Origin of the sequence: Faecalicatena orotica (assembly GCF_905197545.1) — a bacterium.
In the GTDB taxonomy this organism is placed as follows: Bacteria; Bacillota; Clostridia; order Lachnospirales; family Lachnospiraceae; genus Faecalicatena_A; species Faecalicatena_A orotica.
Genome location: NZ_CAJJZH010000007.1, coordinates 176,660 through 201,487, shown reverse-complemented (window position 1 = coordinate 201,487; position 24,828 = coordinate 176,660). Strand labels below are relative to the sequence as shown.

The window sequence follows — 24,828 nt, the reverse complement described above, 5'->3', positions numbered from 1 at the left end:
CACATGGAATTTTCAAATATAATTTTCATATCTGATATGGATGAAACCTTATTTGATAATCAGAAGAATATATCCCCAATTAACAGAAATGCAATTCTGCGCTTTCAGGAAAAGGGCGGCCTGTTTACAATCGCAACAGGCCGTTCTATCACGGGATTTAAACCATATGTTGATGTACTGAACATCGTCCATCCGGTAATCCTTTATAACGGCAGTTGTATCTATGATTACCAAACCAGTAAAATAATATGGAAAATGGAACTCCCTTGCGCTTCAAAACAATATCTGCACCAAATCATGACCGCGTTTCCCGCATTAGGAGTGCAGATCATGACAGAGTGTGGAATTTACAGCCTGCATCCTACACCTGCTTACCTTCAATTTATGGAGAGAGAGCACCTGCCATATATAAAAGTGTCAAATATACAAGAAATCTCCGGAAAGTGGCTGAAAATAGAAATGACATCCGATACTGTAAACCAACAGGAGTTAGATGCCTTTTTAAACAAATCCGTACCGCCTGGAGTCCGTTGTCTGACAACCGGTGCATATTCCAGAGAATTAATGAATGCGGGTGCATCCAAGGGCAGCGCAGTTATTGCTTATAAAAAGATATTTCAGCTGGATGATAAGATTCTATGCTGTATTGGTGATCATAATAACGATTATGAGATGATTCAAAACGCAGATATCGGATTTGCAGTCGGAAATGCACTGGACAAAATTATCCGGTCAGCGGATTTCGTTGTGAGGGATAACGAACACCACGCTGTTGCGTCCGCAATAACGGTTTTGGAAGATTTAGAATGAGAGTAAAATGTACCTTTAATAAATCGCATAAAAAAATTAAAAAATTTGTAAAAAAGGGGTTTACAAATGAGGTGATTATATGCTATTATATCATTTGTCGAGCGGAAGTGGCGGAATGGCAGACGCGCTAGATTCAGGTTCTAGTGGGAGTTTATCCTGTGAGAGTTCAAGTCTCTTCTTCCGCATAATTGCTGTAATCCTTGTGATTACAGCTTTTTTGTTTTTCTGCGTGGCTGACACGTTTGCAGGATTAGCGGGCTGCTCCGTTGCTTACGGAAATATACATAAAATATGCGATATATTGTTGCACTTATTCAGATAATTATATGATAGAATATTTTTATGAGATTGGAACTAATCTCCTCGCCAACAAAATTAGTTCCTTTCCCACCACAAGCCCTGAGTCCAGTACTGGATAACGGGCTATTTTTTATAGAATAGCACATGGTTATAATAATACATCAAAAAATCCCCGCCGCTGCTTTTGCCATGCAGGGCGGGGATTTTTCCTCTAATACAATTCCGAAATAATTTCATATGTTTCAGGGCGGCGGTCTCTCAGATATACGACTTCGTTTTCCCGATAGTATGCCACTTCATCGAGGTCTACCGTACAGGTCAGCAGTGCCTCCTCATTTACAGGTGCCTCAGCCAGCAGCTTCCCTCTGGGATTGTAGATTTTATTATTCCCAAACATCTCACACTTGCCTTCAGTGCCCACCCGGTTAATTCCTGCAACAAAACAACCATTTTCCAGTGACCGGGAAGCAAAGTAGATATCCCACATGTCTTTGTCCCATATCGGAAAGGCACTAGGACATAAGATGAGCTCGGCACCTTTTAATGTCAGTATTCTGGAGACTTCCGGAAATCCTCCATCGTAACAGATCATCATTCCGACTTTTCCAAACTCGGTCTGGAAGACCGGATATTCACTGCCTGACCTGAACCAAAAGCGCTCTCCCGCCCAGAGATGTGTCTTATTATAGGTTCCCATCAGGCTACCATCTTTCCCTACCATAATAAGTCCATTATACAGTACTCCCGGCATGGTGCTTTTTAAGACAATTGGGGCGGCAATATACATACCGTATTCTTTCGCCCTCTTACTTAATATCTGAAATGTTTCGCCATCCGGCTCCTCTGCAAGCTCCAGATATTTCCCCTGAATCAGGTCAGGGCTGTAGCCTGTTGTGCACATCTCGGGGAAACAGATTATATCCGTATGCTTCTCAGAAGCCTCTTTTAAAAATTCCAGCATCCTTGCTATATTTTTTTCTTTATCCATTAAAACACAGTCCATCTGCACTAACCCAACGGTTACTTTTCTGCCCATATTCTTCTACCTCACTTCAACTGTTTTCTATAAACTATTTGTTCTTCTCTATCAATTTAGTCCAGATAAAATGGACGAGGAATGCTGCCAGCATACCATCAATACTCGGCACGGTTGTCAGCCGGACGGCAGTATACGTGGTAATAAATGATATAGCAGATCCTACTACCCATGCCACACATGCCGGTGTTTCGATGTTTTTCACTTCCCCTGCCAATTCCTCCTTGTATCTGGCCTTATGGAAGAAGTAATAGTCAGATGCAAGTACACCGCCCATCGGTGGAATTAATACTCCAAGGTAATTCAGAAAACCTGTTATATTCTGTGCAATTCCCGTCAATGCGAGCAGAATTCCAATTACACCTGAGATTATGGTGATCTGATATTTTTTCAGTTTCTTGAATACAACGGCAAATCCCAGAGCCGCGCAGTAAAGATTATTATCGTTGGAAGTCCACTGTGCCAGCATTAATACCAGAAGAGCAGCAAATCCCCAGCCCAGCCTCAGCATAATTTCAATAATATCAGAAGTTCCTGTCACCTGTGCCATAAGGCAGCCTACAACAAGCATAACCGGAACAACAATAGCGAAGGCAAAGATTGCCGCAAGTATTGTATCTTTCGCTGACTTCGCATATCTGGACACATCGGGTGCTACAACTGCCCCTACAATAAATGAAGCGATTGCGCTGGATATCCCATAACCTACGGTAATCGCCTGCCCTGCTGCCTGAAACTCTACAATTTCTCCCATTGAATATCCCTGCATCACCTTTATAACGGATGCCACCAGAAGGATAATCAGAAGCGGAACTGCAATCTTACTTAGCAAATCCAGACTCTTATACCCGAATGTAGAAGTCAGAATCATCAAAATGCCTCCTACAATAACACATAAGAAGGTAGGAAGCAAAACCCCAGTTGCCATCTTTACCGTTGTGCTAACCGTCTCACCAAACAGCCCCAGTTGAACACCAAACCAGCCGTAGGAGCCAAATGCCTGAATTAATGCAATAATCACAATAGCCGCTTTTCCAAAAGTAAATGAACTGATCATTGCTGTAGAAAGATGGGTGTGTGCCCCTATCACACCGCAGACCCCCGTAACAATCGCAAGTACAATTCCTCCAATAAATGCAGCGGCAACCGCCTGTTTAAAGCTCAGCCCGTTTCCAAGTGCACCACCAATTACAATCATTCCCAGGTTGATGCCTACTCCTGCCCAGATCAGCCCCATAGACAACCAATTATAAGTCCTTTCCTCCGGTACAGACGATGTTGCATAATCATTCAGTACATTTGTCTTCTCCTTCTCATTTCCCATTATGCCCTCTCCTTTCTCACTCCTGATAAAGACCTGCCTGTTCAGAAAAAGCTGCACCCCAAAATCAGTACAGCTTCTTTGCTCTTTATCACGCTTAGTTTACAAATAAAATATAACATACAGGACGTCTTCATGCATCATTCGTCCTGCACAAATATCTCTTCCAGGGTTGGGCATACTGCACCTTAAAAAACAAACCTTCTAATTTTAAAAGCTATCGTAAGCTTCAATATCACCTCATGATCATTCAAATTAAATCCGGTAATCTCTTCAATCTGGCTGAGGCGGTAAAGCAGTGTATTCCTGTGGAGAAACAGTGCATCTGCCGTTTCCTTGCGTGCACCGGCCTTTTCTGTCAGCATCTCAAGTGTTTCCATGAGCCTGCTCTCATGGCCTCTGTCGTACTCCTCCAATGGTTTTAACAGGCTGCTGCTGAAATTCCGGAAATACTCCTGTCTGCCCATCTCTAAAAATACAGATTCAAGCGCCAGATCATCTATGAAGAAAACAGACCGACCTGACCGTTCTTTTTTTCCGATCTCGACCGCTGTTTTTCCTTCCTCATGTGCTTCGGCAAAACGGCTGAATTGTTCTATCATGTTTGAGGCTCCGGTTGTCATGGTGAGCATAAACTTCTTTTTCAGCCTTATGCATATTTCACCGATCAGGTCGGTAATCTGAAACTTATCTGCACTCTGCGGAAACAGACAGTAGAAACGGTCACTGAGATTCGTAACAAAGAATACGTGAAACTTTTTCTTAATTACAGACTTGTATTCCTCTAAGATATCATCCTTAATATTCTGGATCTCCTGCTCACTTTTCCCCTCTGCAAAGCTCTCAAAATCATCGATATCAGATATTGTCATACGGCACGGGAGCACCGCCCACCCGTGGCCCCTGGCCCTCTTTTGTGCCTCATCCTCCGATAAAGTGTTCTCATTGATCAGGTCCAGAAAGAAGCCTGTGTCCTGATGAAACTCTCTTTCCTCTGCAAGTCCCTTTCCAGAGAATTCCAAAGCGGCATAAACGGAAGCCTGCCTGACCGCGATCTGCATCATCTCTGTCAACTGTCCTGACCTTCCCATTACATACATATATCCCCGGCATTTGCCTTTTACATTAATCATACAGGCCATCATCTCACCGCCATCCTCCAGACGGACCAGACGGCCGCCCTGGCAAAATTGGGGGTCTTTCAGAAAGTCCTTCAGGAATACACCGCCTGTCCCGTTATCCTCGATCCACCCGGACATGCTCCCCTGTGACGCCTGATAAGAACTGATTACTTCAAAATTCCGGTATGTAATCAGGACATCACACTGGATCAGGCTGCCAAGCATACTGCATATAGAATCAAAGCTTCCGCCTTCGATCTGCAGATTCAGAAAACGCTCATTCATCTGTTCCGTAAATTCAAGCTTCATATTCTGTTCATCCACGATCTGTTTCATCAAAGGATGGATGATATCTATAAAAGGGAGTTCCGGCGGAATTACGATAATCGGAATTTCCAGTCTGTCTGCCAATTCTGTGATACTGGGCGGGATATTGCCAATAAATCTTGTCTTCAGGGCAATCCCCGATGAGCCGGCATCATACAGCCCCTGAATAATTCCCAACAGGGCACCTTCGTCGTCTTTGACCGCATATCCGGTCGTAATCAATAATTCATCCTTTTTCAGCCAGGGCAGGATGTTCGGCACTTCCATCTCGTCGACACAGGAGATGGGCCGGTCCAGACCCGCTTCCCCGGCAATCAGACTGCAGCCATTAAACGCTTTTGATCTAAGTGCCTCCCTTACAGTAACAGTCATTTACTCACCCCTTTACATTTCATCGGTTTTTCATCTATTCAAAACCATGAACAGCTATCCTCTTCCTTACTATTTAACATGGTACGACACACATCTTCAAAAGTCAAACAATGGTATTCAAAAATATCCAATAATAAATGAAAGTATAAGGGCGAACAGGGTATGGCACAATCTAACAAAAGTATAAAAATTTCAAAAAACAGAATATTTTTACTAAAAATCAATAGTTAAACTCGTTATACTTATTTTATCAAGAACAAAGTTTCCCAGGAGGTAATATATGAAGATGAATATGAAACAATGGATCGCGGATACGATTAATAACCCTGTTAAGAAGGCAATGCCAGTGTTGTCATTCCCGGCAATTCAGAAGATGGGGATCACAGTAAAGGATCTGATTTCCAGCAGTGACCTTCAGGCACGCGGTATGCAGATTGTTGCAGAAAGTACAGATGCATCCGCTTCTGTAAGCCTTATGGATCTGTCTGTCGAAGCTGAATGCTTCGGCTCCACAATCCGTGTATCAGATGAGGAAGTTCCGACTGTTATCGGAAGTGTTGTCAATACAGAAGAAGAGGCCGATGCGCTCGAAATCCCTGAAATCGGTGCAGGACGAACATCCACTTATATAGAAGCAATTGAAAAAGCCGCAAAGTTAATTGAAGACCGCCCCATTCTCGCTGGAGCGATCGGACCATTCTCGCTTGCAGGAAGGTTAATGGATGTATCCGAGGCTATGATCTATTGTTATGAAGAGCCGGATATGGTACATACTGTGCTTGAAAAAGTCACAAAATTCATCATTAATTACTGCCGTGAATACAAAAAAGCCGGAGCAAACGGTATTGTCCTCGCAGAGCCTCTGGCAGGACTGCTCTCCCCGTCACTCGCTGAAGAATTCTCTGCTGACTACGTAAAACAGATCGTAGATGCTGTTCAGGATGATGAATTCATTATCGTTTACCACAACTGCGGAAATTGCACAATCCAACAGATCGACTCTATCATCGCAACAGGCTGCCCGCTCCTTCATTTCGGAAATGCGATCGACATGGCTGAGATGATGCCGCACATTCCCGCACACATCATAGCTGCAGGAAATGTAGACCCGGCCGGCCAGTTCAGAAACGGAACAACAGAATCTATCAAAGCTGCTACAAAGGAGATCATGGACAAATGCTGTAAGTATCCAAACTTCGTCATCTCCTCTGGCTGTGATATCCCCCCGCTTTCTAAGTGGGAGAATATCAATGCATTCTTCGAAGCGGTAGATGAATTCTACGCCGGATAACATTCAGACAGTCTGCAGGTATAAGCAGAAGGCGGTAACCGAAGCTCCCACTCCGTTTACCGCCTTCCTCTATTTATCATCATACTATTACTACATATATCTGCCGAATCCGCCTCCATAACCGCCTCCGTTACAGCACAGTCCGCCTCCGCCACAGCAGAGATTACACACAAGGTTAGCGATACACAGCTTCATACAGAAGTTGCTGCCTCCCATGACCGGATAGCCATAGGCGCTCTGCCTCTGCTGATACCATCCCCCGGTTCCCTGAAGACGATTTAAAAGCATCTGGTACTGCATATTGTCCGGATCAAGCCTTACCGCTTCCTTGGCATGTTCCTGCGCCGTCACATTATTCCCCATTCCGGAATTAGCCGAAGCGCTGTAAAAATACCAGAGGGCGCTGTGCTCCTTGATACCATCCAGAACATTGAGTGCTTCTTTGTAATGGCCGCTTTGTATGTAATTTGCCGCGGCTCTCAAGTGAATGTCTGATTCACTGTCCCCGGTCTGGCTGCCATAGGAACGGTTCCCTCCGAAGCCGCCAAAGCCACCGAATCCTCCAAAACCACCGAAGTCACCATAACCGCCCTGTGAACTGCCAAAACCACCCTGGCCGCCTGAATATCCTCTCTCCCGTTCATCCATAATCTGCTGATAGGCCTGCTGCACTTCTTTAAACTTCGCCTCCGCTTCGTCCTTCAGCGGATTGTCGATATTCGCATCGGGATGGTACTTTCTGCTCAGCGTCCTGTACGCTTTCTTTATCTCGTCATCGGAAGCATCCTGTGACACTCCCAGCACTCTGTATGGATCATTCATTGTTCCCTTATACCCTCACTTAACTTTTCTTTATGAATGTATTGCTGCATTTTGGGCAGCGCACTTCAATCTTTCCTTTTCCTCTCGGGATCCTGATCTTCTGTCCGCAGCCCGGGCATTTATATATATGGTATGCCTTTCTCTGTTTAAACATATTCTTCTGTCTCTGGAAAAAGCAGCGGATCTTGTATGTCCTGGCCATAAACGACTGGTTCTCTGCATACCGTTTCGTCACATTCTTAGAAAACATTCTGAAATAGCAGTAAATAATCAGGACCCATCCCAATACATAGCAGATTGTTCCGACCGTCTTTCCCGCGAAAAAGGATGAGAGCAGCACGACAACCAAACCTAAAACGAGCAGAAATTTTGAAAATGTATCTACTCCGTACCGACCCTGCATAAACCGTACCAGTTTTTCTTTCATTCTATACCAACCTCACTTTTTTTCTTGCCCGCAGTTTTCTGCGGGCTGTATGACTACATGAAAGACATTTTCCTCTGTTTTTCGCGGATTGTCAAGAAAACTCTTATTAAATAACTATAAATTTATTCTTCATTCAAAATATTTTTACATATTTCTTCCGATATCAGATAGACAATTCTGGAATCATTCATCATCACGTATCTGTTTCCGTTGCCGTCCGTCCCGCCGATATAGAGGGTAAGTGTCTTTTCCTTATCATCTGACGTGTAAACTGCCTCTACCGATGTTCTGCTGCCTTCATCCAGGCCGAATCCTGCAAGGTCTTTATCCTCTACAGAATAGTCAGCCGCCTTACTAAGCGTGACTGCACCGAGTCCGCCTGCAACCGCGGCGATATTTTGGGCATCATCGTCATTCTCTGAATCATAAGTCGTTGTCTGACCGCCCTGTGTGATCACTTCCTTCTTCAGGTTGCCGCTTCCGATGTTTGGATAAGTATCCAGCTGTGCCATATCTTCCAGCGAATACTGGAGGTCTGATATGGTAGTACTGCTTACCGTGTAAACCTTTCCCTCATCACCCACGGTGACATAATAGTCATCTCCTGCCGCATTTCCATAATACAGTGTTGTCTCGCCGCCTTCCCCATCTGTCAGGGATACCGTATAAACTGGTTCCGTCAGGCCGTAATCCTCAAGGGAATCGCCATCCTTCAGTTCACGCTCTGCCTTAAGTTTTTTGAACGTATCTGCCATCTGCTCCGGGTATGACTGTGCCAGCGGAAAGTCTTTATCAGCAGTAACATACCATGTGCCGTCTTCCTTGGTGAATTCCATGTCACCGCTGCCAATATTATATTTTATGTCTGTTATTGTATCTATATCCGTAATATAAATGTTTTCTGCCTCTTCTTTTGCCTGTTCCTTTTTGTCCTGGCTTTTATTCCATGACTGGAGAATGAAATATGCCGCCACGAGCACTACAAGAACAGCAAACAGCAGAATCATAGACTTCTTCTTTTTCTGTCCCATCTTATCCTCCTTATGCCTATGCCTTCCTTCTTCTATACCATACCGTGAATCCTGAAATAAGGATCAAAAGCGGAATTCCAAATATCACCAGAAGGCTGAACAGTCCTGCATGCTGTACCGTATTGTATTCGGTTCCCAGACTCTTTGCTTCAATTGAAATATTCTGGACACCATCAAAATTGCTGCTCACCGCATTCATAAACAATGTTGTATTCTCGAGCTGGGTAAAGGTATCCGTTATCTGCGAGTCAATCAGACTGCCCGCTGAAATCACTGTAAGCCTGCCCGTCTTCTGTTCTTCCTGCTCCGCATCGTCTGACTCGCCGTCATTTTCACTGGTATCCGCATCTGTCTTTCCTGCGGAATCCCCGCTGATTGTCTCCTCGGCCACTGCCCCGAGCGTATAAGCCCCCTGCTTCTGAGCTTCTTCTGTTACTGCATAAGCATTCTCAGATGTCGTCATAAACGGACTTGTCGTTATGGTGTCTCTCGCCGGATCTACCAGATTCATGCCGTGGGCGTTCGTCAAAAGGACCATCTGTGAGGTAATTCCCTTTGCCATATCCCCTGATACAGAGAGTTCTGGAAAGATATAATAGTAATTGCCCTGATAACATCTGGACGGGTCTGCGATATAACCGTCTTCTGTTTCCATACCATATTCTTTCATGACAGAAGCAATGTTCGGCAGGTCTGCAGAACTGGTTTCTCCTAACAGTATCATCACCTTGCCGCCTTTGGCCAGATAATCTTCAACCGCAGTCTTCTCATCCTCTGTCAGGTCTTTGGATGGTGCATACATCAGAAGAAGGTCACACTCTTCCGGTATGGAAGTATCCATCACGAGATTTAGTTCATTCACTTTATAGTTGTTTTTTGTCATCAGTTCCGAAACAGAACTGGATAAAGTAGCCTCTCCATGTCCGGTAGTCCTGTAGATGTTCTTATTCGAATCGCTGACTACATAATTCACGGCACTGGTCAGCTGGCCCTCACCATCGAATTCGGATTCCGTTGCATTCCCGGTATAATAATAGGAAGAAGTATCCATCACGATGATGTCACTGAATGATACGGTTGTACTTTTCCCTGTATCATCACATGCCACTACAATCGTATTGGCAGAAGTATCGTACTCCGACAAGGCTGACGGGTGAAGTACTGGGTCAATCCATTCCACTTTTATATTTTTCGATAAAGAACTGTATTTACTCAAAAACGTCTTGATCCTGTCATCCGCGCCCGCTTTTTCCGCCAGCACCGTGAAGGTCACCTTCTGGTCTAAATTCTTTAAGAGCTCTTTACTTGTATCTGTAATGTCGTAAATCTTCGTGCTGCTGACATCAATGTTTTTATATTTTTCCGGTATCTGTCCGAAAATCAAATTGGCAACTACAACGATCGCAATGACAATCACTGTCAGTCCTACACTGTATGTTCCATTCTTAGTCCCTGTTGTTTTAAATATACTTTTTATTTTCTGCACGCTCCAGCCCTCCTAACTCCACCGTCTTTTCTGAATGGCCTGCACTGTCAGGAAGATAAATACTGCAATAACAGACAGATACAGTACAATGCCGCTGACATCTACAATGCTTTTTGACGTAATATCCGTGAAAATATTTGCAAGTGCAAGATTTCCCAGAACCTTCGTCAAAATGTTTTCAAACAGGCTGGATTTTAAAATATAAGTTACAATTAAGGCTGCCGCGCCAATCAGCCCGATGCCTCCGCTTAATACCCAGTTTCCTGTCATCTGCTGGATATAAGCCGCCACAATTAGAAGCAGGATGATCAGTCCGATCACTCCGCTGAATGCTGATCCCGGCATGAATGACAGGATCCCGTCCCACAGATATAATACAAGAAGGACGCCAAACGTTGTGATAAAAGCAATGATCTGGCTCTCTGTCAGCGAGGACAAAAACATACCGATCGCGATGTACACACAGCCAAGCAGGAAGAAGACGCCGATAGAAATATAGTCAACTTTGAGATAGGCTGTTCCCTGAAGCTTAATGATTAAAGGGAATATGCAGAAAATAATGTTGGGTACTGCAAGCACAGACACCATTGCCAGATATTTTCCAAGCACGACCCTGCCCAGTCCGACCGGCGCCGTCAGCAGCAGCTGGTCGGTCTTATTCTTACGTTCTTCTGAAAAACTTTTCATCGTAATCAGCGGTATCCCTACAAGAAATACGATCAGTGAACCTGACAATGTATAGGAAAAGTACGGATACCCCGCATTCAGGTTATAAGCCATGAAGTAGATTCCGGTAAAAGCTACCAGAAATGCAACAAATACACATCCAATCATGGACTGGAAATAAGACTTAAGTTCTCTTTTATAAATCGCCAGCATCTGTCTCATCCTCCTTTTCGTCCTCACTGAGCATATCTTCCACATCCCCGGTTATCTCTGGTACAGCACTCTCTCCCTGTGTCAGTTCGAGGAATATCTCTTCCAGACTTGCACGGTTCGTCTTAAGCATGGTCAGCGGGCACCCGGCCCCTGCAAATGCAAAAAATATCTTTTCACGGATATCCTGATGCTGCTTTGTTTCAATCACTGCCGTTGTTGTACCGTCCGCATGTTCCTCCGTCTTTACAGTTGAAATCTCAGTGACCGGCCGGAGTATCTCCCTTATCTTAGAAGGCGCCGCCTTCGCCTCGATCTCCACAGATTCGGAGCCGTCCATCAGGTGCTCCAGATTTTCGGGTGTATCACTTGCCACAAGCTTCCCTTTCGCAATGATCATGATATAATCGCAAACTTCTCTTACTTCGGCCAGAATATGGGAGCTCAGTATAACGGTGTGCTTCTTGGCCAGATTGCGGATCAACTCCCGAATCTCGATGATCTGTTTCGGGTCAAGACCAACCGTCGGCTCATCCAAAATGATAATATCCGGGAATCCGAGCACAGCCTGTGCCAGACCGACACGCTGCCTGTAGCCTTTTGACAGGTTGCGAATCAGACGCTCCCTGACGTCCATCAGTTTCGCAAGCTTTAATACTTCTTCCACGGAAGACTCCTGTTTATTCTTCGGTATTTTCTTAAGTTCTGCCGCAAAGTCCAGATATTCCTGCACGGTCATCTCTGTATACAGAGGAGGCATCTCAGGAAGATAGCCGATATGCTTCTTCGCCTCTTCCGGTTCCTTTAAGATATCATGGCCGTTGATGAGGACCTCACCTTCTGTCGCCCCGAGATAACCGGTCATAATATTCATAGTCGTAGATTTTCCTGCGCCGTTCGGACCCAAAAAGCCATAGATCTTACCTTTTTCAATCTTGAAAGTCAGGTGATCTATGGCCAGATGATTTCCATATTTTTTCACTAAATTCTTTACTTCTATCAAGTCCTTACCTCCCTGTGTTTTTGTATAGGGAATAAGTTATCAGAATTTTGTGAAGGTTTTGTGTTATAAATGTGATATAGTTTTGTAGATTCTTTGTTCTCCCAAAGAGAAAGGTTAAGCATCAAAACTGACACTTAACCTTTCTTTTTCCGGTTCATGAGATAAAGAAGGCATATACCGGACGCTGCCAGTATGACTCCGGCCGCGATCCCGAGCCAGTCTGCCCTCCTGCTGTGTTCCTGCTGTCCTGACTGTTTGTCCGTCAGGTTTTTCTCATTTTCCGTTTTTCCTGCCTGATTCTCCTGCATCTGTTTTACATTTTCCGATTCAGCATCCGGGGCTGCTGCATTCTCCCTGTTCTCGGCCTGTCCGCCCGTTTTGTCCTGTGCTTCCCCCTTTACCGCACCGCCGTCCACCGACTGTGAATCCTCTTCCAGAACATCCTCCCGGCTGTCCGGGTCTTCAACCAGTTTATAAACCATACCCGCGATCAGTTCCTGTCCTTCCTGGCTCGGATGAAGTCCGTCCCCCTGAACAAACGCCACAATACTGGAATTGAAGAGGTCCACCACCTGATATCCATAATCCGAAGCCCGCTTTTCTATGATGCTGTTCATATTTCCGATAATATTTTCCACTACTTTGTTCAGAGTCCCCGGCAGTTCCATGTTATAGACAGGATTATAAATATTTGTTACGATAACCTGGGCATTCTCCTTCTTCTGCTGGCTGACCGTCTCCATTGCTTTCATCCACTCGGTCTCGAAACTCCCGTAATCCCAGTTACTCAGTGCATCGACGATTTTCAGGATTGTAAGAGGATTCTTTTTAACACCTTCCTGCAGTTCGCTGAGTGCCTGGTTCGCGCTTCTGAACTTTGTATTTGAATTCAGTATCTGCTGTGATACATGTTTAAACTCGTTGAGCAGGTCATTGGAGCCCATTGTTATCAGGACGATATCTGACTTATTCAAATTTCTCTTGACCGTATCCCTCGACAGAACCTTTTCGTTCAGCCCCGCGGTGTCCAGACCATTTTTCGCATAATTCTGATAATCAAAATAGGCCTCATTTTCTTCCGCCAGCCGTTCTGTTACGATACGGCCGTAACACTTGATTTTATTTACCTTATCCGAAGAGTAGCCCTTTGCAATGCTGTCTCCTAAAACGGTACAGGTAATAACCTCATTCCAGGCCCTGACCGGCATCACCTGCTGCACCAGCAAGGCTGCCGCCAGTATAAGGCCGGCGGCCATTCTCAGGTATTTCTTCATATGCCCACTTCCATTTCTGTTTATTGTAATACCCACTCGGCATGGCTTCCCTGTTCCGTCTTTGTAACCGCCAGCTTCCAGTCTATCTGTTCTTTTAACTCATTTACATGGGAAATGATCCCCACCAGGCCTTTTTCTCCAGCCAGCTCCTGAAGAATCTGGATTGCACGCTCTCTTGCAGAATCATCCAGAGAACCGAATCCTTCGTCTACAAACATCGTTTCCAGACTGATGGCACCCGCGGTATTCTGGACGATGTCTGCCAGTCCCAGTGCCATAGACAGGGATGCCATAAAGGATTCGCCGCCGGACAGCGTCTTGACATCCCTTACAGAATCATTGACCAGATGGTATACATCGAGATCCAGTCCTGCCTGTCCCTGGCTGCTCAGGTCCTTTATTTCACGGCACTGCAGAATGAATTCATTGGATGTCATTTTACTGAGTCTGCGGTTGGCCGCATGAATAATCTGTTTGAAGTACTTTCGCTGTACATATGTTTCGAAATCCAGTTTCACACTGCCATTGAGCATCCCGTTCGCGGTCCGGTTCAGATGATTAACCATCTCATACCGGGATGTCAGTGTCCCTCTTGCCTCAAAATACTGGTTCAGTTTGGTCTTTGCCTGTCTGTTCTTCTGGTTCAGGCTGTGCAGGCTGAGTACGTTTTTACGCTGCACTTTCTGTGCCGCCTGTACTTCGTCGAGTTTTTCCTTCTCACTGCTTAAGTCGGTCTTCTCTTTACCCTCTGTCTGCTGCCTGAGCATTTCCAGCCGGGTCCTTACCTCGACAGTCTGGGCATCATACTGCTTAAGGAGCGCTTCTTTCGCATCTCTGCCTTCCATCCACGCCCTGGCCTGCTGATAGGATTCGTATGAGTCGAATTTCTGGTTTTTTAATTCCTGATAGAAGTATTCTTCCTCTTCCTTCTGCTTCATATTCAGTTCCTCGAGCTGTTTTTCCCGGCTCTCCAGAAGACCGCCTCTTCTCTTTAGCTCTTCCATCAATTCCCGGAACTTCTTTTCCTGTTTCTGGTAATTTGATTTTATTAAACTTAACTCAGTCTCGCATCCGGCCAGCTTTTCTTTCACCTGCTCTTCACTGAGTTCTGTACTTCCCTGTATTTCAATAGCCTCCTCCTCAAAGAGTTTTTTTTCAGATTCAAGGCGGCTCTTTGCCTGCTGGAACTTCTCCTGTATCAGAGAGCGTTCTTTTTCTATTTTATCTCTTTTTTCCTTTGCCTTTTCCACATCCTTCTGTTCCGGTGCCTTTCCCGAAATCCCGGCCTTTTTCGGATGCTCTGTGGAACCACATACAGGGCACGGCTCCCCGGCTGTCAGCTTTTTTGCAAGAATCCCTGCCTGTTCCTCAAAGAAAAGCCTGTATTTTTCCTCATAATCCTCAGAGGCCAGCCTGCACTCTTCCAGCACCGCCTCCATCTTTTTCAGATTCCCGATATACTCTTTTTCCAATTTCCGGATCTGTGCATATCTGGGCAGGATGTCCCTGAGACGGATGATCTGTTTCTGGAGAAGAGGTTCTGACTTCTGGAGTTCTTCCCCTGCGGCTTTGAGCACTGACTCCTCCGATACCGCACTTTTACTCTGTTCCTCAATCCATTCCCTGGTATCTGCAATTTGCTGTACAAGCCGTTTTCCTTCCGCCTTCGTCCGCTCAAGCTGTGTCTCTCTGACAGAAACCTTTTCGGCACGGGCGCCGTCCTCTGCCTGCCTGCGCTGCTCCCCCATCTTTTCTTTTTCTGCCTCCAGGCTGTGCTGTTTTTCTTCTGCCTGAGCCAGCAGCAGAAACAGGCGGTTCACCTCTTCGCCGCTTCGTATGGATGCGTTCAGTTCCTCAGACTGTTTCTGGAGTTCATAAGACAGCTTTTCAGCTTCTGCCTCTTTTGTCTTTCCCTGACGGCAGATTTCCTTCAGCGTATCCATCACGCCATCTGCAGGCGGAAGCTTCATAGTAAGATAGTCTGCCCAGGCGGAAGCCTCCCCACTCTCAGGAACCGTTTCCACACGCTCCATTTCCCTTATGCAGTCCTTTATATTATCCTGCAGGCGGATGTAAAGCTGCTTTGCCTGTTCCTTCAGTTCTTCCTGTACCTGCCAGTAGATTCTGGTCTGGAAGATTCTTGAAAAGATTCTCTTCCTTTCTCTGGATTCCGCATGAAGCAGCTTCAGAAAATCTCCCTGTGCAATCATAGCGATCTGCGTAAACTGGTCTACATCCAGCCCGATGATTTCTTCTATTTTATGATCAATTTCCTTTTTCTTCCCCTGATACTCACTGCCGTCAGGAAGAATCAGGCTTACTTTGGCAGTCTCTTTCACAAGCCTGGGTGTGCCGTCTGCCTTTTTCCGCTTTCCCATACGCATATATTCGGGGTTTCTTCTGACCGTATATTCCTTGTCTCTGTAAGAAAAAACATATTCTACGAAGGTGTCCGTCCCGTCATTTGCATACTGGCTGCGCATCATGTTCCCGTCCCGGCTCCCTCCGCTTGTGCGGTCATAAAGCGCATACGTGATGGCATCGAAAATGGTCGTCTTACCTGCCCCCGTGTCTCCTGTAATCAGAAACAGCCCGTGCTGCATTTTTGTAAAATCTATTTCTTCCGCACCTGCGTAGGAACCGAATGCAGACATGATTAACTTCACAGGTCTCATGCTATTCCCCTTTCACTTTTTCCAGAACGGATTCCAGATATCCCCGTTCTTCTTCCGACAGGGCGCGCCCCTGTATTTCCTGATAAAAATCACTGAATATGGTCAGCGGGTCTGCGATCACAGCCTCATCATGAAAGTCCTCCAGACGCTTCCTTGTCCGTGTATTATCAATCCTGATCTCGAGAATGTGGGAATATACCTTTTCCAGCTGCTCCTTGGGCCTGTACGGGTCAGTCTCATCAGTCAGTGTCACGCTGATATAATCATCCCGGTTATCCGGCGATGCATGTTCCACGATTTCTTTTAATTCCCCGCGGACCCTGCGGACGTCACGAAGCGGATGCAGCGGTATCTGTTCCACTTCCGGCGCCACACCCTTTGCCCCAAGTTTCACAACATGCAGTGATTTCATATGGGCCGCCTCACTGACCGAATATTTCAGAAGTGTGCCGCAGTAGCGGACAGAAGGGACCTGTACCTGCTGTGCACCGTGAAGGTGTCCGAGCGCCACATATTCAAACGGGAGCAGAGGACTGATATCCACATTGTCAATCCCACCGACAGAAAACATTTCCGAGTCACAGGTATCCGGTGCATTTCCATTCCCGGTGTAAAACTGGTGGGATATGAGTACGTTTCTCTTTTCCGTATCAATTTCTTCCCGCCCGAGGATGCGGCGTACTGCATCACTGTATGTCTCCGGCACGTCTTCTTCATCCGCAAATACCCCGCGTACATAACCCGGTTTTAAAAATGGAAGCAGATAAAAATCCACTTCCCCAAATTCATCCGACAGAGTCACTTTCTTCAGATACTCATCCTTTCCGGACGGCACGCTCCCGGCTATATAAATATTCTGTCTTCGCAGGATTCTGCCTGCATAGTCCAGCCGCTGGGCGGAATCATGGTTTCCGCTAATGATTAAAACCTTCACGGCAGGCCTGATCTCGGCCAGAGCGGTGAGGAATTCATCAAACATGGAAACGGCTTCTGCCGAGGGGACAGACTTATCATAGATGTCCCCGGCAATCACGACTGCATCAGGCGCAAGCTCCTTCACACGGCCGGTCACTTCACTGAGGATATGTGCCTGGTCTTCTATCAGGCTGTAATGATGCAGTTGTTTTCCGATATGCAAATCTGATAAATGAATAAATTTCATGCTGTTTCCTCTCTGTCCTCTTATAAGGTTCTGTTCACCCTCTCGGGCGTGCACAGTAACCTTATAGCTTCAGCCCGCGGTACCTGTTCAGGCAGGCATGCATTTCCTGCTTTCTCGGTACGGCAAGCGCGGCTATATTGGAACTGGTCTCACATAAACCGGCCAGACCGTCTTTTTCAATCTTCTTCTCTAATTCATCTACGACACCCTTAAGCGTCTTTCTTCCGTCCAGCAGATGTTTTTCTGCATATTTCACACAATACCCAAGCGCCGACACCTGCTCACTGTCAACGATCTGCTCCACATAGCGCAGGTCTATGGACTCCCTGTTGATCTGCACTGCCTCTCTGCCCAGTGTTTTCATTTTAATTCTGTCGTTTCCCCGGAAGGCGGCATTCGCCCCTGGACATCTGGAAAATGCCGGGTTCTGTGCTTTTTCCTGCGGCCCGCTTAAGACCGGAAAGTTTTCAGCCTCTTTTTTAGCAAGCTGTGTAATATCCTTCGGAACATATCGGTCCATCTGGATAATGCAGTCTGCTATATGGAAATACGCTCCTGAGCTTCCGGCTACGATGATTGTTGATATCCCGTAAGATTCATATAATTCCTGTATCCGTTCGATAAACGGTGTAATCGGTTCCATGTCCCTGTGGATTACACGCTGCATCAGCTCATCACGGATCATGAAGTTGGTCGCACTTGTATCCTCATCAATCAGGAGAAGGCCTGCCCCCGCCTCCATCCCTTCGATCACATTTGCCGCCTGGGAGGTGCTGCCGCTGGCATCTTCTGTATAGAACCCTCTCGTCTCCTTCCCATTCGGAAGGTCACTGATAAACATCGATATATCCGTTTTCTTGATGCTTCTGCCATCCTCGGCACGAATCTTCATAGCGGTATCATCCGTGATCACATATTCTCTCCCGTCACCTGCAATGTGATTGTAAACTCCCAGTTCGAGTGCCTTTAAAAGGGTCGACTTTCCGTGGTAGCCGCCGCCCACAACCAGTGTGATTCCTTTGCGGATTCCCATCCCCGTTATATCACCCTTATGGGGCAGCTTCAGTGTCACCTTTAGTTCTTTCGGCGAAGTAAACGCAACCGCGCCCTTCATCGGTCTGGATGAGATTCCCGACTCCCTCGGAAGAATGGAACCGTCCGCCACAAATGCAGTCAGTCCCAGCTTCGGGAGCTGTTCTCTGATATACTGCTGGTCATCTGCCAGAAAAACCGTCTGCTGGATTCTTTTTTTATCACTATTCTTATAATAAAGAGAGTTTTCCACACTCTCCGGCAAAAAATCGAACAATATCTTCATTAATTCCCTTGCATTGATTGTTCTGCCGTTTGCCGGGAATCCGGCCTCCAGCCGGAGAATCAAATCCCCGCTCTTCGTATCAATTTCACAGGCCGTGCGCTCCAGAATCTCCTGACCACAGCGGCTGACCGAAATCAGGCCGCTTTTCCCCGAGCCTTTTGCTTTGAATGCATATCGCTCCACAGAGCGCCCAAACTGTCTTGTCAGGTAATCCTGAAGTGCAACTCTTCTGTGTACTGTCTCATACAATTCCTTCGGGAAACCGGCGACAGCACCTTTCACATGAATACTCAATTTGGAAGGAGATGCAAAGGGGTCACCCTGCACGTGGTCAATGGAGAGTTGGTAGCCTGCGAACTGATAAATACCCTTTGTGTCCTTATACGCAGGATAACTCTTATGGTCAATTCTGTTTAATAAGTTCTTTAAGTCTGTTGATGTCTGCATTCCTATACACTTCTTTCCTATTTATAATTATATCGTAACTGTTCAGGACCATGAACAGTTACATTATATCCTGTTATACGAGCTTGGTCGTCCACTTCGAGCAGTCCCATACCTCCTGCACAATGTCCTGATAAAACTCCGGCTCATGACAGATCAAAAGGAGGGTTCCCTGATATTCTATCAAAGCCTGTTTTAATGCATCCTTTGCATCCACGTCCAGATGGTTCGTAGGCTCATCGAGCATAAGAACATTCGTCTCCCTGTTGATCAGCTTGCACAGGCGCACCTTTGCCTGCTCTCCTCCGCTTAACACGCGGATCTGGCTCTCTATATGTTTCGTTGTGAGTCCGCACTTTGCCAGCGCGGAGCGCACTTCGTACTGTGTAAAAGAAGGAAATTCACTCCATATCTCCTCGATACAGGTGGATTTGTTTTCTCCTTTTATCTCCTGTTCAAAATACCCGATTGCAAGGTTCTCCCCTAATACACATTTGCCCTTGATCGGTTCCACCAGTCCCATGATACTTCGTATCAATGTTGTCTTTCCGATTCCGTTTGCCCCGGTCAGCGCAACCTTCTGCCCCCGCTCCAGTGAAATATTGAGCGGCTTTGATAAAGGTTCCTCATAACCGATCACAAAATCTTTTGTCTCAAAAATGTATCTTCCCGGGGTCCTTCCCTTTTTAAAGTGGAATTCCGGCTTCGGCCTCTCCGCCGCCAGCTCAATCACATCCATTTTGTCGAGTTTTTTCTGGCGGGACATCGCCATATTCCTCGTAGACACCCTTGCCTTATTGCGAGCCACAAAATCCTTAAGCTGGCTGATTTCCTGCTGCTGCCTCTTGTACGCTGCTTCCATCTGTGACTTTTTCACTTCATAAATACGCTGGAAATCCTCATAATTCCCAACATACCGGTTCAATTCCTGATTCTCCATATGGTAAATAATATTGACCACTTCATCCAGAAACGGAATATCATGGGAAATCAGGATAAACGCGTTCTCGTACTCGGTAAGGTAGCGCTTCAGCCAGTTGATGTGCTCTTCATCCAGATAGTTTGTCGGCTCGTCCAAAAGCAGGATGTCTGGCTTCTCTAGTAAAAGCTTGCCCAGAAGGATTCTTGTGCGCTGGCCGCCGCTTAAATCCGTGACATCCTTGTCCAGACCCAGGTCAAGGAGCCCCAGTGCACGTGCAACTTCTTCCACCTTCGCGTCAATGACGTAAAAATCGTGGATCGTCAGCGTGTCCTGAATCGTCCCCAGTTCCTCCATCAGCTGGTTCATCGTCTCTTCATCCACATCTCCCAGACGCTCACAAATATCATTCATCTTCTTTTCCAAATCAAACAAGTAGGAAAACGCTGATTTAAGGGCATCCCGTATGGTCATCCCTTTCGTCAGCACCGTATGCTGGTCCAGATACCCAATCCGGATATCTTTTGCCCACTCGACCTTCCCCTCATCGGGGGTGAGCTTCCCGGTCACTATATTAAAAAATGTGGATTTCCCCTCCCCGTTTGCTCCGATGAGGCCGATATGCTCGCCGCGCAGCAGGCGGAAAGAAACATCCTGGAAAATTGCACGGTCCCCAAAACCATATGATAAGTGCTCTACATTTAATATGCTCATAAAAACTCCTTTGACTTCTGTACAATATTTATACCTATTGTAGCATTTGAGCGTACAATTGTAAAACCTTTCGTTGTGATCTGCCCGTCTATTGGTTTAAAAAATCTGCTGCTCCTTCTGCCAGCAATGCAGCCCCCCGGTATAGGATCTTTTCATCTGCGCGATAGCGGGGATGGTGTCCGGGGATCACTCTGCCGTCCTGATAGACGTTGGATACCAGATGCACATAAGAACCCGGAATCTCCTGCATAAAGTATCCTGCATCCTCCGATCCCATGAACGGCTGTTCCTGATGAATGACAGCCGAATCCCCAAATAGATTGCGGCATGTCTTTTCCCATGCTTTTGTCAGTTCTGAATCATTTACCGTCACAGGAACCTTTCTCCGCATCCGCAGAGAAGTCTTGATTTGAAACATCTGTCCTGCTGCTTCTGTCAGTTCTCCCAGCCTTCGAACCGCCCTTTCACGTATTTCCCCGCTCATACACCGGATGGTTCCCGCCATATCAACATATTTGGGCAGCGCATTGTATACCACCCTGTCATCCTCTCCATCATTCAGCCTTGTCCGTACATTGCAGATACTGACTACCACCGGATCAAGTGCCGGAAATTCTCTGCAGACAGCCGTCTGCACTGCCTGTATCAAATGTGCGGCCGCGGTCACCGGGTCCCTGCCCAGCTCCGGGTGTGCCGCATGCACGCCCTCTCCCTCGAGACGGATATCGAATGTGTCCGCCGAAGCCATCAGGGGCCCCTCTTTAAAAAGGAACTGTCCACTTTCCAGACCCTCATCCTGTGCCAGGTGAAGAATCAGGATTCCATCTGCCGGGTGTTCTTTCAGCGCACCTTCCTGAATCATCTGCCTCGCGCCATCCAGCCCCTCCTCGTCCGGCTGGAAGAATATCTCCACCGTTCCTGAAAGCTCTGTTTCCCTTTGTTTTAAAATATAGACAGCGCCAAGCATCATTGCCATATGTGCATCATGTCCACAGGCATGCATATTCCCGCTTACCGATGCATAAGAAAGCCCCGTCTCTTCCGCAATTGCCAGAGCATCCATATCCGTCCGCAGCGCGATACGTTTTCCCTGCAAGCTGCTGCCTATCGTCGCCACAATTGCATTTCCGTCCAGATACTCCTGATATGTAACTCCCCATTCTGTCAGCTTCCTTTTTATATAACCTGCCGTCTCAGGCAGCACTGCACCGATCTCCGGTATCATGTGCAGATCTCTTGCATACTGTGTAAGCTGTTCCTGTAGCCCTTTGGCTTCTTCTAATATGTTCATACCTTTCAGCCTCCTTATTTTCCCCTTTTATCAAGGAAAAAGCTGCCGCCCCGTCTTCGGGCGACAGCTTTCTTACAGCGGATATTTCCGCCCGCTTCTACTGCATCACTTTCAAAAAAACATATTATTTACATTTGAATTCTTTCATTTCTTCCAGAAAACCTCTGATAAAATCAACAGAAATATCAAGTGCCTCCTGCCCCAGCTCTGCTGTGGAATCTTTCGGATCAAACGGTCCGAACCAGCCGCTTGGTGCGATCTCTTTAGTGTCCCTTACCAGACGTACGGTCCCGCCCCTGTAGTCTACTGCCTGAATATATGCCGCTTTCACATTTTCAGACGGATCCTGTGGGTTCATAGGCTCTCCCAGCTCCAGATGTACTGCATCCGGATCCACTGCCATCATGGCAGACGTTTCCAGAATATCACCGTGTCCTCCGCGGAATTTATCGTCCAGCTGTGCAACAAGGCTCCACCAGTCAATGCTGGCACAGATTCCGCCCTTGTGATAAACTTCCAGTGCCGCACGGTCGATCGAAGGAGTATTTCCGCCATGTCCGTTTAAGACTACAAAGCGTTTGATTCCATGCTGCATCAGAGAATCCATGATTCCATGCAGAACCATATACAGCCCTTCATAGCCAATATTGATACTTCCGTGGAAACTCAGATGATAAGGGCAGACACCGTATGGTACAGTCGGTGCAATGATTACATTTTCCATATCCTCGATATGGTCTGCCAGATATGTAGGTACCATATAGTCCGTCCCGAGTGCACACTGTGCCCCGTGCTGTTCTGTACTTCCTACCGGAATCACAATGACCGGGTCCTTTGCAAATGCTTCTTTTGCCTGTGCTGTCGTCATTTTACCAAGATACATTATGCTGCCTCCTTTTTCCCAATAGCATTATTGTTCTTTTTAAAAACATCGAAGTGGCGTCGGATTGTCTCCTCCGGTGGTGCCTGAGTAAAGCTGCTGACAATGACCATCGTAATTCCCCCAAGGATAGTAGCCGGGAATAATGCATGGAAGCCAAATGCCAGTGCTTTCACGGACGGAATCAGAGTGAAGCACAAAAGTGTGATGACTCCGACTACAACTGCTGCAATAGCGCCCGGTGCTGTGGATTTCTTCCAGTACATTCCAAAAAGGATCGGTACTACGAAAATTGCCATTCCCGAGAATGCGAAAAGGTTGATTTCAAAAATACTTCCAGGCTGGAATACGCCAAACAGAATCACAATGATACCAATCAAAATAGTAACAACCTTTGAAAGCTTCATAACGCTTTCATCTGTCGCCTTTTTGTTGATGACCTTCTGATAAATATCACGTGTCACTGCTCCGGTTGTGGTGACAAGAATACCATCAATGGTAGACATACCTGCCGCAACAATACCTGATATAAAGATGGATGCCAGGAACGGATTCAATCCTCTCTGCAGAATCATTGGAACGATCTGGTCTGCCTTTGCGATATTCTGGATGGATGCGATTCCATTCACACCGGCCCACTCGATCAAAGTCGCTGAGACGAACATCCCCGCTGTCCCCAACAGGATTGCCTTGAACATAGTCTTGTGGTCTTTCATTGTGAAGAACTTGGTAAACAAATGCGGCTGTCCCATCGTAAAGAAGGACCATAGTACAATGTTAGATACAAAGTATGCCCACGGCATATACCCATTCGCTCCCGGGAACGTCAGGTAAGCTTCGTTCATCCCCTGCAGGGTATTGTTGATATTATGGAAGCCTCCCCCCATTGAAATAGAAACAATAAATGTAACGATAGCCGTCCCGAACATCAGAGTTCCCTGAATGACATCCGTCATCATGGCCCCCTTCATACCGCCGGTCATACAGTACAGGATAACAATCGTACCCATTCCTACAACTCCGACCCACTCCGGAAGTCCTGTAAATACATGTACAATGACACCCGCTCCGATAATCTGCGCTCCCATCATTGGAATGAGGAAGAACAGCATCATAATTCCAAGCACTCCGCTCATGCTCTTAGAATGGTAACGGTCAGACAGATAATCTGCCATTGTAAGAAATCCATACTCATGGCCCAGTGTTACCAGTTTTTTCCCTATCAGAAGTGCCGGAAGGATCATACTGAACACCGCTCCAGGTACAGAAATCGCCATTCCTGCATACCCGACCCCAAAAATGGTTCCGGGCGTTCCTAAGAATGTACCCATAGAAAACTGGGTAGAAAAGTATGCGATACCACTGACAAGCACACCAGCTTTTCCGCTCAGCACGAAAAAGTCCCCGAGGCTCTTTGTTTTTCTGCTCGCATACCAGCCAATAAAAGCCATAATTCCAAGATAGAAAATCAGCACCGCATAAAACGGTCCTGGTGACGGTTTGATTGCCTCACTCATACTTCACTTTCTCCCTTCTCATTTTCTTCATCATACACATGATACTCTTTTCTCTTCATGCACATCCGATAATACACGATTATCAGGACAAATGTGACTGTCGTGTGGGCGAACCATCCAAACAAGAAGGACGGGATTCCTCCCCACGCCGGAATATACGTCTCACTGTAGAAAAATGGGAACGGAATCATGATCAGAAAGAATAGAAACAGAAAAATGATCAGCCATGTCCGCTCAAAGTGGTTTTCAAATAATTTCTTCAATTGTACATCCTCTCTTTCCTTTGTTTTTTTGCAGTTTCTTCTGCAAATAATTGTTCGGTCTGTTCGTTGCAACTTTTTCCGAAAGTAAAGTAAATACTTTACTTGTTATTTTCTATTATACATGATATTATATTATTGTAAAGTGTTT

20 protein-coding genes and 1 tRNA gene are annotated in these 24,828 nt (G+C 46.2%); 3 read left to right on the top strand and 18 right to left on the bottom strand.

The annotated features are described in order from the left end of the window. Positions 1-3 precede the first annotated feature (3 nt). Both ABIN22_RS15740 and ABIN22_RS15735 read left to right on the top strand, forming a co-directional pair. A complete protein-coding gene (locus tag ABIN22_RS15740) occupies positions 4-810 on the top strand; it encodes an HAD family hydrolase (protein ID WP_346909838.1) in 807 nt (268 codons plus the stop codon). 101 nt (positions 811-911) lie between these two features. Next, positions 912-995 (top strand) — tRNA-Leu (locus ABIN22_RS15735). Positions 996-1,321: 326 nt separating this feature from the next. Here the strand turns inward: ABIN22_RS15735 and ABIN22_RS15730 are convergent. From ABIN22_RS15730 to ABIN22_RS15720, 3 genes are all read right to left on the bottom strand, one after another. Next, positions 1,322-2,146, bottom strand: a complete 825-nt coding sequence (locus tag ABIN22_RS15730; RefSeq protein WP_109732219.1) for a nitrilase-related carbon-nitrogen hydrolase — start codon at positions 2,144-2,146, stop codon at positions 1,322-1,324. Between the two features lie 34 nt (positions 2,147-2,180). Beyond that, positions 2,181-3,470, bottom strand: a complete 1,290-nt coding sequence (locus ABIN22_RS15725) for a cytosine permease (protein ID WP_109732218.1) — start codon at positions 3,468-3,470, stop codon at positions 2,181-2,183. Between the two features lie 185 nt (positions 3,471-3,655). Next, positions 3,656-5,287 (bottom strand): PucR family transcriptional regulator, encoded by a 1,632-nt coding sequence (locus tag ABIN22_RS15720; RefSeq protein WP_346909835.1) that lies wholly within the window; start codon positions 5,285-5,287, stop codon positions 3,656-3,658. Positions 5,288-5,567: 280 nt separating this feature from the next. On the opposite strand from ABIN22_RS15720, the gene ABIN22_RS15715 reads away from it, so the two are divergent. Next, positions 5,568-6,578: a uroporphyrinogen decarboxylase family protein gene (locus ABIN22_RS15715; RefSeq protein WP_109732216.1), complete on the top strand. Its 1,011-nt coding sequence runs from the start codon at positions 5,568-5,570 to the stop codon at positions 6,576-6,578. A 90-nt stretch (positions 6,579-6,668) separates the two neighbouring features. On the opposite strand, the gene ABIN22_RS15710 is transcribed toward ABIN22_RS15715, so the two are convergent. From ABIN22_RS15710 to ABIN22_RS15640, 15 genes are all read right to left on the bottom strand, one after another. Continuing rightward, positions 6,669-7,400: a J domain-containing protein gene (locus ABIN22_RS15710; RefSeq protein ID WP_118620205.1), complete on the bottom strand. Its 732-nt coding sequence runs from the start codon at positions 7,398-7,400 to the stop codon at positions 6,669-6,671. A 19-nt stretch (positions 7,401-7,419) separates the two neighbouring features. Then, on the bottom strand, positions 7,420-7,827 hold the full coding sequence (locus ABIN22_RS15705; RefSeq protein WP_109732214.1) for a hypothetical protein: 408 nt from the start codon (positions 7,825-7,827) through the stop codon (positions 7,420-7,422). Between the two features lie 122 nt (positions 7,828-7,949). Beyond that, positions 7,950-8,858 carry a DUF4340 domain-containing protein gene (locus ABIN22_RS15700; protein ID WP_346909832.1) on the bottom strand — a complete coding sequence of 303 codons (909 nt, stop codon included), beginning with the start codon at positions 8,856-8,858 and terminating at the stop codon, positions 7,950-7,952. 16 nt (positions 8,859-8,874) lie between these two features. Continuing rightward, positions 8,875-10,344 carry a GldG family protein gene (locus ABIN22_RS15695; RefSeq protein ID WP_109732212.1) on the bottom strand — a complete coding sequence of 490 codons (1,470 nt, stop codon included), beginning with the start codon at positions 10,342-10,344 and terminating at the stop codon, positions 8,875-8,877. A gap of 12 nt (positions 10,345-10,356) precedes the next feature. Continuing rightward, positions 10,357-11,223: an ABC transporter permease subunit gene (locus tag ABIN22_RS15690; RefSeq protein ID WP_346909830.1), complete on the bottom strand. Its 867-nt coding sequence runs from the start codon at positions 11,221-11,223 to the stop codon at positions 10,357-10,359. Next, positions 11,207-12,223: an ABC transporter ATP-binding protein gene (locus ABIN22_RS15685; protein ID WP_346909828.1), complete on the bottom strand. Its 1,017-nt coding sequence runs from the start codon at positions 12,221-12,223 to the stop codon at positions 11,207-11,209. Before ABIN22_RS15685 ends, ABIN22_RS15690 begins: the two co-directional genes overlap by 17 nt. Before the next feature lie 134 nt (positions 12,224-12,357). Further along, positions 12,358-13,497: an SGNH/GDSL hydrolase family protein gene (locus tag ABIN22_RS15680; protein WP_346909826.1), complete on the bottom strand. Its 1,140-nt coding sequence runs from the start codon at positions 13,495-13,497 to the stop codon at positions 12,358-12,360. Positions 13,498-13,517: 20 nt separating this feature from the next. Continuing rightward, on the bottom strand, positions 13,518-16,172 hold the full coding sequence (locus ABIN22_RS15675; RefSeq protein WP_346909824.1) for an AAA family ATPase: 2,655 nt from the start codon (positions 16,170-16,172) through the stop codon (positions 13,518-13,520). A gap of 1 nt (position 16,173) precedes the next feature. After that, a complete protein-coding gene (locus ABIN22_RS15670; protein WP_346909822.1) occupies positions 16,174-17,334 on the bottom strand; it encodes an exonuclease SbcCD subunit D in 1,161 nt (386 codons plus the stop codon). A 61-nt stretch (positions 17,335-17,395) separates the two neighbouring features. Then, positions 17,396-19,099, bottom strand: coding sequence for an ABC-ATPase domain-containing protein (locus ABIN22_RS15665; protein WP_346909820.1), 1,704 nt, complete (start codon positions 19,097-19,099; stop codon positions 17,396-17,398). A 73-nt stretch (positions 19,100-19,172) separates the two neighbouring features. Continuing rightward, entirely contained in the window at positions 19,173-20,729 is a 1,557-nt protein-coding gene (locus ABIN22_RS15660; protein ID WP_346909818.1) for an ABC-F family ATP-binding cassette domain-containing protein, read from the bottom strand. An 88-nt stretch (positions 20,730-20,817) separates the two neighbouring features. Next, on the bottom strand, positions 20,818-22,020 hold the full coding sequence (locus ABIN22_RS15655) for a M20 metallopeptidase family protein (RefSeq protein WP_346909816.1): 1,203 nt from the start codon (positions 22,018-22,020) through the stop codon (positions 20,818-20,820). A gap of 124 nt (positions 22,021-22,144) precedes the next feature. Continuing rightward, a complete protein-coding gene (locus ABIN22_RS15650; protein WP_109732204.1) occupies positions 22,145-22,903 on the bottom strand; it encodes a creatininase family protein in 759 nt (252 codons plus the stop codon). Then, positions 22,903-24,417 (bottom strand): sodium/pantothenate symporter, encoded by a 1,515-nt coding sequence (locus ABIN22_RS15645; RefSeq protein WP_109732203.1) that lies wholly within the window; start codon positions 24,415-24,417, stop codon positions 22,903-22,905. The genes ABIN22_RS15650 and ABIN22_RS15645 overlap by 1 nt, the downstream gene beginning before the upstream one ends. Beyond that, on the bottom strand, positions 24,414-24,680 hold the full coding sequence (locus ABIN22_RS15640) for a hypothetical protein (RefSeq protein ID WP_118620196.1): 267 nt from the start codon (positions 24,678-24,680) through the stop codon (positions 24,414-24,416). Before ABIN22_RS15640 ends, ABIN22_RS15645 begins: the two co-directional genes overlap by 4 nt. Positions 24,681-24,828: the final 148 nt, after the last annotated feature.

Excerpts from the sequence above, each read along its gene's own strand:
- ABIN22_RS15740 (WP_346909838.1), top strand. The coding sequence starts at position 4 with ATGGAATTTTCAAATATAATTTTCATATCTGATATGGATGAAACCTTA.
- ABIN22_RS15730 (WP_109732219.1), bottom strand. The coding sequence starts at position 2,146 with ATGGGCAGAAAAGTAACCGTTGGGTTAGTGCAGATGGACTGTGTTTTA.
- ABIN22_RS15725 (WP_109732218.1), bottom strand. The coding sequence starts at position 3,470 with ATGGGAAATGAGAAGGAGAAGACAAATGTACTGAATGATTATGCAACA.
- ABIN22_RS15720 (WP_346909835.1), bottom strand. The coding sequence starts at position 5,287 with ATGACTGTTACTGTAAGGGAGGCACTTAGATCAAAAGCGTTTAATGGC.
- ABIN22_RS15715 (WP_109732216.1), top strand. The coding sequence starts at position 5,568 with ATGAAGATGAATATGAAACAATGGATCGCGGATACGATTAATAACCCT.
- ABIN22_RS15710 (WP_118620205.1), bottom strand. The coding sequence starts at position 7,400 with ATGAATGATCCATACAGAGTGCTGGGAGTGTCACAGGATGCTTCCGAT.
- ABIN22_RS15705 (WP_109732214.1), bottom strand. The coding sequence starts at position 7,827 with ATGAAAGAAAAACTGGTACGGTTTATGCAGGGTCGGTACGGAGTAGAT.
- ABIN22_RS15700 (WP_346909832.1), bottom strand. The coding sequence starts at position 8,858 with ATGGGACAGAAAAAGAAGAAGTCTATGATTCTGCTGTTTGCTGTTCTT.
- ABIN22_RS15690 (WP_346909830.1), bottom strand. The coding sequence starts at position 11,223 with ATGCTGGCGATTTATAAAAGAGAACTTAAGTCTTATTTCCAGTCCATG.
- ABIN22_RS15680 (WP_346909826.1), bottom strand. The coding sequence starts at position 13,497 with ATGAAGAAATACCTGAGAATGGCCGCCGGCCTTATACTGGCGGCAGCC.
- ABIN22_RS15675 (WP_346909824.1), bottom strand. The coding sequence starts at position 16,172 with ATGAGACCTGTGAAGTTAATCATGTCTGCATTCGGTTCCTACGCAGGT.
- ABIN22_RS15670 (WP_346909822.1), bottom strand. The coding sequence starts at position 17,334 with ATGAAATTTATTCATTTATCAGATTTGCATATCGGAAAACAACTGCAT.
- ABIN22_RS15665 (WP_346909820.1), bottom strand. The coding sequence starts at position 19,099 with ATGCAGACATCAACAGACTTAAAGAACTTATTAAACAGAATTGACCAT.
- ABIN22_RS15660 (WP_346909818.1), bottom strand. The coding sequence starts at position 20,729 with ATGAGCATATTAAATGTAGAGCACTTATCATATGGTTTTGGGGACCGT.
- ABIN22_RS15655 (WP_346909816.1), bottom strand. The coding sequence starts at position 22,020 with ATGAACATATTAGAAGAAGCCAAAGGGCTACAGGAACAGCTTACACAG.
- ABIN22_RS15650 (WP_109732204.1), bottom strand. The coding sequence starts at position 22,903 with ATGTATCTTGGTAAAATGACGACAGCACAGGCAAAAGAAGCATTTGCA.
- ABIN22_RS15645 (WP_109732203.1), bottom strand. The coding sequence starts at position 24,417 with ATGAGTGAGGCAATCAAACCGTCACCAGGACCGTTTTATGCGGTGCTG.